Genomic DNA, 12,205 nt, shown 5'->3' with positions numbered 1-12,205 from the left:
GTATCCTCCCCCCATGGGAGCCACCGAGGGACGCACGCGCGGCGCGGCCGCCGCTCCCCCGGGACTGCGCACCCGGATGCCGCGCGACGAGCGCCGCGCGCAGCTCCTCACGATCGCCGAGGAGCTCTTCGCCTCCCACGGCTACCACCACATCTCGATGGACGACATCGCCGACCGTGCCGGGGTCGGCAAGCCCGTGCTGTACCGGCACTTCCCGTCGAAGCTCGACCTCTACCTCGCGATCGTCGACGACCAGGGCGAACGCCTCGTGGGAGCCGTGCACGCGACGCTGGACCCGTTCCGCGAGCCCGCGCCGGGGAACCGCGCGGGCGACCTCGACGCCCTCGCGGTCGACGGCCTCGCCGTGATCGAGGGCATCGTGCGGGCCTACGTCGCGTACGCGCGCGCGGCGGGCCGCTCGGCCGCGCTGCTCTTCGAGTCCGACGTCATGCGGGACCCGGTCGTCCGGGCGCGGGTGCTCGCGCCGGACACGACGATCGCCGGCGCGTTCGCCGACGTGCTCGTGCGCATCACGGACCTCGACGCCGACGAGGCGCTCGTCGTCGCCCGGACGTGCACCGCCGTCGGGCGGGCCGCCGCGACGGAGGTCGTACGCCCGGACGGCGGCGCGACGGCCGACGACGTCACCCGGCTCGTGCCGCGCCTCGTGTGGCGCGGGGTGCGCGGCATGCTGCGGCGGCCGCTGTCGGGCGCCCCCAGCGCGCCCGGCGGGTCGGCGACGGGAATCTGACTACTATCGATCGCGTTGTCGCCGGTGGGACGCCCGCCGGCGGCCCGAGGCCCGTCGTCGCTGCGCCTGGCGCAGCCGCTGTGAGGAGAGCTGAGTGGAAGTCACGATCGGTGTGCAGAACCTGGCCCGTGAGATCGTCGTCGACACGGACCTGACCGCCGAGGCCGTGGCCACGGCGGTCGCCGACGCGCTCGGCGGCGCCCCCGCCCTCGAGCTCACCGACTCGCGCGGTCGCCGCGTGATCGTCCCGACGGCGTCGCTCGGCTACGTCGAGATCGGCACCGAGGAGCAGCGCCGGGTCGGCTTCGGCTCGCTCTGAGCCTGCAGGTCCGAGCGTCGGGCGACCCTCGGGGCCCCGACCGTCACGTGCCGCCGTCGCGCCCCCGGGCGCGGCGGCGGCTTCGTCATGCCGCGAGGCCCAGGCGGTCCATCCGCCGGGAGTGCTCCGCCGTGAGGCGCGCGAACACCCAGGACTGCGTCGCGGGCGCGGGCCCGCTCCCGCCGCCGGCGGCGACCGGCTCGGCCCCCGCCGCCACGAGCCGGGCGAGCGCGGGACGCCTGGACAGCACGTCGCCGACGACGCCGAGCGCCTCCCCGACGAGGCGCCGACCCCACAGCGCGAGGCGCGACGCGAGCACCGGATCCTCGGCGGCGACCTCGGCGATGACCGGGGCGTAGCGCTGCGACGGGGTGTCGTGCGTGAGCGCCTCCACGACGACGTCGCGCGAGCGCTCGTCGAGACCCTGTGCCGCGAGGAGGCAGAAGTCGTCCGCGACGCCCTGGCCCACGTAGCCCTTGAGGATGCCCTCCCACCACGTGCTCGGCTTCGTGCGCGCGTCGAAGTCGTCGAACAGGCCGTCGAACGGGCTCATGCAGTCCGCCGGGTCGCCGCCCAGCTCCTCGACGCGCACGAGCACGCGCTCCTGCCGGTCGAGCATCGCGGCCGCGAGGCGGGACAGGGCCTGGCGCTGGCGCAGCGTGGGCGCGTGCGCGGCGTCGCCCGCGAGGCGCCCGAAGCTCGCGAGCTCGGTGTACGCGACGAGGCCGAGCAGCTCCACCGCGTCGGTGTGGTCCGCCGGGGGCAGGGTCGTGGGGCTCGCGTGCTCGGCGTCGCTCATCGGGCCAGGATAGTTCTCCGATATCATGGCCGACGTACATCGGTTGCCCGGTCGTCCAGACCTCACGCTCGTCACGCGTACGACGACGGCACGGCACGGTCCGCAGCGCGGGCCTGGCCACGACATCCCACGATCGGCTGCCGGCCACGAGGTGCGCACGACCGCGACCGGGAACCTCCCCGGCTCCGGGCCCCGACGGGCCCGCCGACGGTCGCGCGTGCCCGAACGAGACAGAGGCACCAGTGACCACCACAGACGCCACCACCACCGACGCGACGCCGGACGTGAGCGCGGACGCGACGTCCGTCGCCGCGAGCGTCCACGCGGACAACACGACCTTCGCGGACTTCGGCGTGCGCCAGGAGATCGTCGACGCGCTCTCCGACGCGGGCATCGTCCAGCCCTTCCCCATCCAGGCGATGACGCTCCCCGTCGCCATGTCCGGCCACGACATCATCGGCCAGGCCAAGACCGGCACCGGCAAGACCCTCGGCTTCGGCGTGCCGCTCCTGCACCGCGTCGTCGCCCCGGGCGAGCCCGGCTTCGACGAGCTGCCCTCCCCCGGCAAACCGCAGGCGCTCGTCGTCGTCCCGACGCGCGAGCTCGCCGTCCAGGTCGCGAACGACCTCACCACGGCCTCGAAGCGCCGCTCGGTGCGCATCGTCCAGCTGTACGGCGGTCGCGCCTACGAGCCGCAGGTCGAGGCGCTGACGCGCGGCGTCGAGGTCGTCGTCGGGACGCCCGGCCGCATGATCGACCTGATGAACCAGGGCCACCTCAACCTCACGCGCGCCGCGACCGTGGTCCTCGACGAGGCGGACGAGATGCTCGACCTCGGGTTCCTCCCCGACGTCGAGAAGATCCTGGCGCGCACGCCTGCGCAGCGGCACACGATGCTCTTCTCGGCGACCATGCCGGGCGCCGTCGTCTCGATGGCGCGCCGCTACATGAAGCAGCCGACGCACATCCGCGCGAACGACCCGGACGACGGCGGCCAGACGGTCAAGAACATCGAGCAGGTCGTCTACCGCGCGCACGCGCTCGACAAGGTCGAGATGCTCGCGCGCATCCTCCAGGCCGAGGGCCGCGGGCGCACGATCGTGTTCGCGCGGACCAAGCGGACCGCGGCGAAGGTCGCGGACGAGCTCGTCGACCGCGGCTTCGCGGCCGGCTCGATCCACGGCGACCTGGGCCAGGGGGCGCGCGAGCAGGCGCTGCGCGCGTTCCGCAACGGCAAGATCGACGTGCTCGTCGCGACCGACGTCGCGGCGCGCGGCATCGACGTCGAGGACGTCACGCACGTCGTGAACTACCAGTGCCCCGAGGACGAGAAGACGTACCTGCACCGCACCGGCCGCACCGGTCGCGCGGGCAACAAGGGCACCGCGGTGACGTTCGTCGACTGGGACGACATCCCCCGCTGGTCGCTCATCGACAAGGCCCTCGACCTCGGCATCCCCGAGCCGGTCGAGACGTACTCGAGCTCGCCGCACCTGTACACCGACCTGCACATCCCCGAGGGCACGAAGGGCCGCCTCCCCAAGGAGCGGCGCACGCTCGCGGGGCTCGAGGCGGAGGAGATCGAGGACCTCGGCGAGACCGGCAAGCGGCACACGCCCGCGGGCGGGTCGCGCGGGCGCCAGGGCGGCCGGTCCGACGGCGGTCGTGGCCGCTCCGAGGGCGAGCGGGGCCGGTCCGGGGGTCAGGGCCGCTCGGGCGGTCGTCGCGGCGAGACCGAGCGCACGGGCGCTCGTGCCGAGGGCGAGCGCACCGAGGCGTCCGAGGGCGCCCCGGCGACCGAGAGCGGCGAGCGCCGCCGTCGGTCCCGCAGCCGTCGCCGCACGCGCGGCGGCCGCCCGGTCGAGCAGCAGGGCGGCGGCGCCGAGGCGACCGCCCAGCCCGCCGAGTAGCCGCTCCACGGCCCGACGCCGGACCCCGGGTCGCGCGCCCACGGTCACCAGACCGTGGGGACGCGACCCGGGGTCCGTCGCGTCCGGGGTCAGTGCACGTGCGCGTCGCGCCCGGCGAACCACACCGCGACGCCCTGGACGGCCGCCGCGGCGACGAGGAGCAGGAGCGGGAGGGTCCACGCGCCGGTGACGTCGTGCGCGAGCCCGAGGCCGAGCGGGCCGGTCGCGGCGAGCAGGTAGCCGGCGCTCTGCGCCATGCCGGAGAGCTCGGACGTGTGCGCCGCGTCGCGCGCCCGCAGCGCCATGAGGGTGAGCGCGAGGCTGATCCCGCCGCCCTGCCCGAGGCCGACGAGCACGACCCAGAGCGCCGCTGCGCCGGGCGCGACGGCGAGCCCGAGCAGCCCCGAGCCGACGAGGACCACGAGCACGAGGCCGATGCCGCGCTGGCGCGGCATGCGCCCGGCGAGGACCGGGGTCACGAACGAGCCGACGATCCCCGCGAGGTTGCACAGCGCGAGGAGCCAGCCCCCCGCCTCCGGCGTCCGGCCGAGCGCGACCATGATCTCGGGCAGCCAGGCGTTGACCGCGTAGAACGACAGCGACTGCATGCCCATGACGACGGTGACCGCCCAGGCGAGCGGGGAACGCCACACCGCCGACCGAGCGGCGGCCGGTCCCGTGCCGGGTCCGAACGTCACCGTGCCGGCGGGGTCGGGCCGCAGCGCGCGCGGCACCCAGACGATCGCCCCGAGCACGGCGAGGACGCCCCAGGTCGCGAGCGCACCACGCCAGTCGAGACCGGCCGCGGACGCGACCGGCAGGGTCAGGCCCGCCGCGAGCGCCGCCCCGCCGGAGAGCGCCATCGAGTAGAGGCCGGTCATGAGACCGATGCGGTCGGCGAAGTCGCGCTTGATGAGCGCGGGCAGCAGCACGTTCCCGAGCCCGATCGCGCACCCCGCGACGACCGTCCCGGCGAACAGCCCCGCGGTCGAGGGCACGAGGCGCAGCCCGAAGCCGACGCACAGCAGCACGAGGCTCACGAAGAGCGCGCGCTCGAGCCCCCAGCGCCGCGCGAGCACGGGCGCGAGCGGCGCGAGGAGCCCGAAGCACAGGACGGGGAGCGTCGTGAGCACGCCCGCCGCCGTCGCGCTGAGGCCCAGGTCCGTGCGGATCTCGCCGAGCACGGGCGAGATCGCGACGACGGCCGGCCGGAGGTTGAGCGCCGCGAGGACGATCGCGACGACGGCGGCCAGCCCCAGCGGACGGCGCAGCCCGCTCACGCCTCGACCTCGCCGGCGTCGGCGTCGGCGCGGCCGGGACCGTCCGCGGCGGCCTCGACGAGCTGCGCCCGCACGGCGTCGATCGTCGCGACGACGGCGGCCTCGGCCGCCTCGGCGTCACCCGCCCGGACCGCCGCGACGACCTCCGCGTGACCGGGGACGTCGCGGTGGTGCCGACGCTGCCCGCCGGCCGGGAGCGTGCGGACGAGCGCGTGGTCGAGCCCGTCGTAGAGGTCGGCGAGCAGCGGGTTGCCCGCGGCGCGCACGACCTCGCCGTGGAAGGCGACGTCGGCGGCCTGGAAGGCCTGCTCGTCCCCGTCGCGCGCCGCGACCTGGGCGGCGAGCGCCGCGTCGAGGCGGTGGAGCGCGTCGGCGTCGGCCTGCCCGGCGGCGGCACGCGCCGCGCCGCGCTCGAGGATCTCCCGCACCTCGAGCACGTGGAGCGCGTCCGTGGTGCGGGCCCGCCGGGTCAGGGCGGCGTCGAGCCCGTCGGCCGCGCGCACGTAGGTGCCGTCGCCGCGCCGCGGCTCGAGGATCCCGGCGTGCTCGAGCGCGCGCACGGCCTCACGCACGGTGTTGCGCCCGACGCCGAGCTCGGCGACGAGCTCCGGCTCGGCCGGGATGCGGGTGCCGACGGGCCACTCCCCGCGCTCGACGCGCTGCATGAGCCGTTCGACGACGAGCTCCGACACCTTGCGGGGAGGGATGATCGGCTGGTCCACCGAAAGAACCTAACATCCCCTGTTTGGCTCGGTGACGAGACGGGGCGTACGGGGTCTCGCGTACGGGGGTTGACCAGCGCGCGGCACCGCGAGGACCTTGCGACAGGACCGCTCCTTCGACGACGAAAGCGAGACCACCATGGACCCCACCCCGTCACGACGCCGACGACTGCGCAGCCTCCTCGCCCTCGTCGCCTCCGCCACGCTCGTCGGGACGCTCCTCACCGGCACCACGACCGCCGCGGCCGCGGACACCGAGCTCGCCGTCAACGGCGGGTTCGAGTCCGGACTGTCCGGGTGGACCTGCTCCGGCTCCACGGGGCAGCAGGTCACGAGCCCGGTCCGCACCGGCAGCGGGGCGCTCCGGGCCACGCCCGCCGGGACCGACACCGCGCGCTGCTCGCAGACCGTCGCCGTCCGGCCCTCCTCGACCTACACGCTCAGCGCGTGGGTCCAGGGCTCCTACGCGTACCTCGGGGCGAGCGGCGCGACGGCGCAGGACGTCACTACCTGGACGCCCTCGGCCGCGACCTGGCAGCGGCTCAGCGTGACCTTCACGACGACCGCGACGGCGACGTCCGCGACCGTCTTCGTGCACGGCTGGTACGGCCAGCCGGCCTACGTCGTCGACGACGTCAGCCTCGTGGGCCCGGGCGGCGGCGCGGCGCAGCCGCCCGCGACCCCGACCGGCCTCACCGCCGGGACGCCCACCGCCACCAGCGTGCCCCTCACCTGGGGCGCCGTCGCCGGCGCCACCGGCTACGCCGTCTACCGCGACGGCACGCGCGTCGCCACGACCACGGCCCCGTCCACCACCGTCTCCGGGCTCACCGCCGCCACCGCCTACTCCTTCCAGGTCACCGCGACCAACGGCGCGGGCGAGTCGCCCCGCTCCGCCGCCGTCGCCGTCACCACGGCGACCGGCGGCACCGGGGGCGGACCCGGCGCCGGGCTGCCGGCGCACGCGCTCGTCGGCTACCTGCACACGTCGTTCGCCAACGGCTCGGGCTACGTCCGGATGGCGGACGTCCCGGACTCGTGGGACGTCATCAACCTCGCGTTCGGCGAGCCGACGAGCGTCACGTCCGGCGACATCCGGTTCAGCCTCTGCCCGCGGACCGAGTGCCCGAACGTGGAGTCGGTCGCGGAGTTCAAGGCCGCCGTCGCCGCCAAGCGCGCGGCCGGGAAGAAGGTGCTCCTGTCGATCGGCGGGCAGAACGGCCAGGTCCAGCTCACGACGACCGCCGCGCGGGACGCGTTCGTCGCCTCCGTGAGCTCGATCATCGACACCTACGGGCTGGACGGGGTCGACATCGACTTCGAGGGGCACTCCCTGTACCTGAACCCGGGAGACACGGACTTCCGCTCCCCGACCACCCCCGTGATCGTCAACCTCATCTCCGCGCTCAAGTCGCTCACGGCGCGGTACGGCGACGACTTCGTGCTGACGATGGCGCCGGAGACCTTCTTCGTCCAGAACGGCTACCAGTTCTACGGCTCCGGCCCGTGGGGTGGCCAGGACCCGCGCTGCGGCGCCTATCTGCCGGTCATCCACGCCCTGCGCGACGACCTGACGCTGCTCCACGTCCAGCACTACAACTCGGGGCCGATCATGGGGCTCGACGACCAGTACCACTCGATGGGCGGCGCGGACTTCCACGTCGCACTGACCGACATGCTGCTCACCGGCTTCCCGGTCGCGCGCGACACGACGAAGATGTTCCCCCCGCTGCGCCCCGACCAGGTCGCGATCGGCCTGCCGGCCAGCACGCAGGCGGGCAACGGCCACACCCCGCCCGCGCAGGTCGCCCAGGCCCTGGACTGCCTCACGAAGGGCACGGGCTGCGGGTCGTACCGGGCCCACGGGCGCTGGCCGGGGCTGCGCGGCCTCATGACGTGGTCGATCAACTGGGACCGCTTCAACGGCGGCGAGTTCTCCCGGAGCTTCGACGCGTACTGGCCCTGACGAGCGGGCCACGGCCGCGCACGCGACCGGCGTCCGGGGGACCCGCCCCCGGACGCCGGTCGCCTCCGACGGCGGGACGCGGTCAGGCGGTCTGGACGAACTCGATCACGGCGTCGGCGACGAGCTGCACGGCGATGGCTGCGAGCAGCAGACCGGCGATGCGGGTCACGAGGATCGTGCCCGAGTCGCCGAGGACGCGGTTGATGACGTTCGCGAAGCGCATCGAGAGCCACAGGCACACGTGCACAGCGACGACGCCCGCCGCGATGGCGACCCACTCGGCGACGCCCCCGCCGCGCTCCCCCGCGCGCTGCACGAAGACCATCGTCGCGACGATCGCGCCCGGGCCGGCGAGCAGCGGCGTCCCGAGCGGCACGAGCGCGACGTTGACGCCCTTGTTGCCCGACGGCTGCGGCTCCTCCATCTTGCCGGTGAGGAGCTCCATCGCCACGAGGAGCAGCAGCAGGCCGCCCGCCGTCTGGAGCGCGGGCAGCGAGATGTGCATGTAGTTGAGGATCTGCTGGCCGAACACCGCGAACGCGACGATCACGCCGAACGCCACGAGGATCGCGGTGCGCGCCGCCTGGTTGCGCTGCTTGGCGCCCATCGCGCTCGTCAGGCCCAGGAACACCGGCACCGTGCCGGGCGGGTCCATGATGACGAACAGGGTGACGAAGACCTCCGTGAAGAGCCGGACGTCGAAGAACTCGCTCATCGTCCGATCATCGGATCACGTCCAACTGTCCCAGCTCCTCGATCTGCTCCAGCACGGTCGGTGCTGTCGTGTTCTCCCCGAGCCGGTTCGGTTTGCCGGCCCCGTGGTAGTCGCTCGACCCGGTGACGAACAGGCCCAGGGTCCGGGCCAGGTCCTCGAGCCGCGCGCGCTGACGCTCGTCGTGGTCGCGGTGGAACACCTCGAGCCCGGCGAGCCCCGCCTCGGCCATCTCCTCGATCACGGCGTCGGCCACGACGCGGCCGCGACCGTCCGCGCCCGGGTGGGCGAAGACGGGCACGCCGCCCGCGGCGCGGATCCCGCGCACGGCCACGACGGCGTCGGGCGCGTAGTGGGGCACGTAGTACGGGGTGTCCGTGGCGAGGATGGTCGCGAACGCGGCGGAGCGGTCGGGCGCGAGCCCGGCCGCGACGAGCGCGTCGGCGATGTGCGGTCGCCCGATCGTCGTCCCCGCGACGGTCTGGGCGAGCACATCCTCCCACGTGATCGGGTAGTCCTCGGCGATGAGGTCGACCATCCGCCGGGCCCGGCTCGTGCGCGCGTCGCGCGTGCGGTCCAGCTCGGCGAGGAGGGCGGCGTGCGCCGGGTCGTGCAGGTAGGACAGCACGTGCACGCTGATGCCGCCGGAGCGGGCCGAGATCTCCGCGCCGCGCACGAGCGCGACCCCGTGCGCGAGCGCCGCGTCCGTCGCCTGCGCCCAGCCCGCCGTCGTGTCGTGGTCGGTGAGCGCGACGACGTCGAGCCCGGCCGCGGCGGCCGCCTCGACGACCGCCCCCGGCGCGTCCGTGCCGTCGGACGCCGTCGAGTGGGTGTGGAGGTCGATGCGCACGGGGACCAGGATAGTGACGACGCACCGAGGCGGCGGCACGGGACCCCCACACGATGTCCACACGGGGCGCGGCCCCTCCCCACGGTCGTCTCAGGCTGGGGTGCCAGAGTCGGGAGCGATGACCCTCACGACGCCCCCCACGGCAGCCCTCGCCCCGACCTCCCCCTCGACCCCTTCGACGCCGGTGTCCCCCGACCCTGCGCAGGCCCCGCCCGCGGTGGTCTTCGTCCACGGCATGCGCACCTCGGGCGCGATCTGGGACCACCAGGTCGAGCACGTGCGCGCCCTCGGCCACGAGGCCGTCGCGGTCGACCTGCCCGCGCACGGCGCCCGCGCGCACGAGCGCTTCACGCTCGACCGCTCCTTCGAGGTGCTCGACGAGGCGGCCGCGTCGTTCGGCCCCGACCGCCGGGTCGCGCTCGTCGGCCTCTCGCTCGGCGGCTACACGTCGCTCGCCTGGGCGGCCCGACGCCCCGCGAACCTCGCGGGCGTGGTGGCCGCGGCCTGCACGTCCGACCCCAAGGGCAAGCCCGTCGCGCTGTACCGCGACGTCGCGCGCCTCGTCGTCGCCGGGGGCGGCGCCGTCGGCCGCGGCGCGCGCTGGGCCGCGCGCACGACCGCGACCGCGTGGGGCACGATCGCCCGCGGCGGGCGCGGCCTGCCGGGCGGTGCCGCGTCGTCGTACGCGCTGGCCGGGCCGGCCGACGCCGGGCCGCCGACGCCGGTCGCGCCGGGCTGGCACGTCGTCACCGACGCGCTCACCCAGCTCGCGGGCCGCTCGTGGCTCGCCCACGTGCGCGACGTCGACGTCCCGGTGTGGCTCGTCAACGGCGCGCGCGACCACATGCGCCTCGACGAGCAGCGCTACCTGGCCGCGGCCGCGGACGCGGCGCTCGTCGTCGTGCCGCACGCCGGCCACGACGTCAACAGCGAGGCCCCCGAGGCCTTCAACCGCGTGCTCGGGCGCGCGCTCGCGGACTTCGGCCGCGTGCGCGGTGCGAGACTGGGGGCATGACCGACGCCACCCCCGTCACGCCCGCGCCCCTGTCCGAGACGCCCGACCAGGCCACCGAGCACGCCGGCCCCGGCGAGACCCAGGACCTGGCCGCGCGCGGGAGCAACCGCTCCCAGCGCCCGGACTCCGACGCGTTCAAGGCCTTCATCACGAGCGGCTGGGCGCCGCGCGCCGCGCTCGACGTCGAGCCGCTGCCGGCCGCGCCGTTCACCGTCGCGCGCCGCGCCGCGCTGTCGGCCCGGTTCCCGGGCGCGCGCCTCGTCGTGCCCGCCGGCCCGCTGAAGACGCGGTCGAACGACACGGACTACCGCTTCCGCCCGCACTCGGCGTTCGCGCACCTCACCGGCTACGGCACGGACCAGGAGCCCGACGCGGTGCTCGTGCTGCACCCCGTGGAGCCGGGCACCGGGGACGCCGGGTCCGACCACCACGCCGTGCTGTACGTCCGCCCGCTCGCCGCACGCGACACGGAGGAGTTCTACGCGGACGCGCGGTACGGCGAGTTCTGGGTCGGCGCCCGCCCGTCGCTCGACGACGTCACGACCGCGACCGGCGTGGAGGCGCGGCACGTCGACGAGCTGCGCGACGCGCTCGCGAAGGACGTCGGCGCCGGCGGGGTGACGCTCCTCGTCGTGGCAGGCGCGGACGAGGCCGTGGAGGCGCTCGTCGAGGCGATCCGCGCGGAGGCGGGCGTCGACGACGTCGAGGCGGCCGCGTCCGCCGAGGACCAGCAGCTCTCCGAGGCCGAGTGGCTCGCGCGCGCCGAGGCCGCGTACCGCCGCACGGACGCCGCGCTCGTCGAGGCCGTCTCCGAGCTGCGCCTGGTCAAGGACGCGCACGAGGTCGAGCAGATGCGCGAGGCCGTCGCGGCGACGATCGCGGGCTTCGAGGAGGTCGTGCGGAGCCTGCCGCGCGCCGTCGGGCACCGCCGCGGCGAGCGCGTCATCGAGACGACGTTCGACGCCCACGCGCGCCTCGAGGGCAACACCGTCGGCTACGAGACGATCGCCGCGGCCGGCGAGCACGCGACGACGCTGCACTGGATCCGCAACGACGGCGTCGTGCGGACCGGCGAGCTCGTGCTGCTCGACGCGGGCGTCGAGGTCGACGCGCTCTACACGGCCGACGTGACGCGCACGCTGCCCGTCGACGGCGAGTTCACCGACGTCCAGCGCCGCGTGTACCAGGCCGTGCTCGACGCCGCGGACGCCGCGTTCGCGGTCGCGGTGCCGGGCGCGCGCTTCCGCGACGTGCACGCCGCCGCGATGGAGGTCATCGCCGCGCGCCTGGAGGAGTGGGGCCTGCTCCCGGTGAGCGCCGCCGAGTCGCTCTCGCCCGAGGGCCAGCAGCACCGCCGCTGGATGGTGCACGGCACGAGCCACCACCTCGGCCTCGACGTGCACGACTGCGCGCAGGCGCGCCGCGAGCTCTACCTCGACGGGGTGCTCGAGCCGGGCATGGTCTTCACGATCGAGCCGGGGCTGTACTTCAAGGCGGACGACCTGGCCGTCCCGGCGGAGTACCGCGGGATCGGCGTCCGCATCGAGGACGACGTCCTCGTCACCGCCGACGGCAACGAGAACCTGTCGGCCGCGCTCCCCCGTCGGCCCGAGGACGTCGAGGCCTGGATGGCGCGGCTGCGCGGCTGAGCGGGCCCGGCTCACCGGCGGAGGAACTGGGCTATGGTGGCCCGTTCATCCACCGGTGAGGGGAGGTGAACTCACGTGGCGAAGAGCATCAAGAAGGAAGCGTCGATGTCCATCAAGGAGAAGCGCGCCCAGAAGCGCGAGAGGGCTGCCGAGACCGCAGTGAAGTCGCGGAAGCGCTAGCGGCGCTTCCGCCGAGGGCCGGCCGACGGACGACGACGTCCGACGGCCGGCC

At 75.2% G+C, this 12,205-nt stretch carries 11 protein-coding genes; 6 read left to right on the top strand and 5 right to left on the bottom strand.

All coding sequences use genetic code 11. From position 1 onward, the window contains the following. The first annotated feature begins 13 nt into the window (after positions 1–13). Together GWJ10_RS01115 and GWJ10_RS01110 are read left to right on the top strand one after the other, a co-directional pair. Complete coding sequence (locus GWJ10_RS01115; RefSeq protein WP_086148870.1) at positions 14–751, top strand: TetR/AcrR family transcriptional regulator; 738 nt, start codon at positions 14–16, stop codon at positions 749–751. 94 nt (positions 752–845) lie between these two features. Continuing rightward, positions 846–1,070 (top strand): DUF3107 domain-containing protein, encoded by a 225-nt coding sequence (locus GWJ10_RS01110; protein WP_034654117.1) that lies wholly within the window; start codon positions 846–848, stop codon positions 1,068–1,070. Positions 1,071–1,155: 85 nt separating this feature from the next. Here GWJ10_RS01110 and GWJ10_RS01105 read toward each other — a convergent pair whose 3' ends face one another. Continuing rightward, the gene (locus tag GWJ10_RS01105; protein ID WP_061266904.1) at positions 1,156–1,869 is read right to left on the bottom strand and encodes a ferritin-like fold-containing protein; all 714 of its coding nucleotides are present in this window, start codon (positions 1,867–1,869) and stop codon (positions 1,156–1,158) included. Positions 1,870–2,153: 284 nt separating this feature from the next. Between GWJ10_RS01105 and GWJ10_RS01100 the strand changes: the two genes are divergently transcribed. Then, positions 2,154–3,779, top strand: coding sequence for a DEAD/DEAH box helicase (locus GWJ10_RS01100; RefSeq protein WP_241005635.1), 1,626 nt, complete (start codon positions 2,154–2,156; stop codon positions 3,777–3,779). An 89-nt stretch (positions 3,780–3,868) separates the two neighbouring features. Here GWJ10_RS01100 and GWJ10_RS01095 read toward each other — a convergent pair whose 3' ends face one another. Further along, entirely contained in the window at positions 3,869–5,059 is a 1,191-nt protein-coding gene (locus GWJ10_RS01095; protein WP_061266902.1) for an MFS transporter, read from the bottom strand. After that, on the bottom strand, positions 5,056–5,781 hold the full coding sequence (locus GWJ10_RS01090; RefSeq protein ID WP_128957543.1) for an FCD domain-containing protein: 726 nt from the start codon (positions 5,779–5,781) through the stop codon (positions 5,056–5,058). The genes GWJ10_RS01095 and GWJ10_RS01090 overlap by 4 nt, the downstream gene beginning before the upstream one ends. Before the next feature lie 139 nt (positions 5,782–5,920). On the opposite strand from GWJ10_RS01090, the gene GWJ10_RS01085 reads away from it, so the two are divergent. Beyond that, a complete protein-coding gene (locus GWJ10_RS01085) occupies positions 5,921–7,747 on the top strand; it encodes a glycosyl hydrolase family 18 protein (RefSeq protein WP_163184526.1) in 1,827 nt (608 codons plus the stop codon). An 82-nt stretch (positions 7,748–7,829) separates the two neighbouring features. On the opposite strand, the gene GWJ10_RS01080 is transcribed toward GWJ10_RS01085, so the two are convergent. Then, positions 7,830–8,462 (bottom strand): MarC family protein, encoded by a 633-nt coding sequence (locus GWJ10_RS01080; RefSeq protein WP_061266900.1) that lies wholly within the window; start codon positions 8,460–8,462, stop codon positions 7,830–7,832. Between the two features lie 7 nt (positions 8,463–8,469). After that, positions 8,470–9,309 (bottom strand): PHP domain-containing protein, encoded by an 840-nt coding sequence (locus GWJ10_RS01075; RefSeq protein ID WP_163184525.1) that lies wholly within the window; start codon positions 9,307–9,309, stop codon positions 8,470–8,472. A 118-nt stretch (positions 9,310–9,427) separates the two neighbouring features. Here GWJ10_RS01075 and GWJ10_RS01070 point away from each other — a divergent pair, with 118 nt between their 5' ends. Together GWJ10_RS01070 and GWJ10_RS01065 are read left to right on the top strand one after the other, a co-directional pair. Further along, positions 9,428–10,324, top strand: a complete 897-nt coding sequence (locus GWJ10_RS01070; protein WP_163184523.1) for an alpha/beta hydrolase — start codon at positions 9,428–9,430, stop codon at positions 10,322–10,324. Then, positions 10,321–11,973, top strand: a complete 1,653-nt coding sequence (locus GWJ10_RS01065; protein WP_163184522.1) for an aminopeptidase P family protein — start codon at positions 10,321–10,323, stop codon at positions 11,971–11,973. Before GWJ10_RS01070 ends, GWJ10_RS01065 begins: the two co-directional genes overlap by 4 nt. Positions 11,974–12,205 lie beyond the last annotated feature (232 nt).

Source organism: Cellulosimicrobium sp. SL-1 (assembly GCF_011033075.1).
GTDB lineage: Bacteria > Actinomycetota > Actinomycetes > Actinomycetales > Cellulomonadaceae > Cellulosimicrobium > Cellulosimicrobium funkei.
This window is presented reverse-complemented; position numbering and strand designations above follow the sequence as displayed.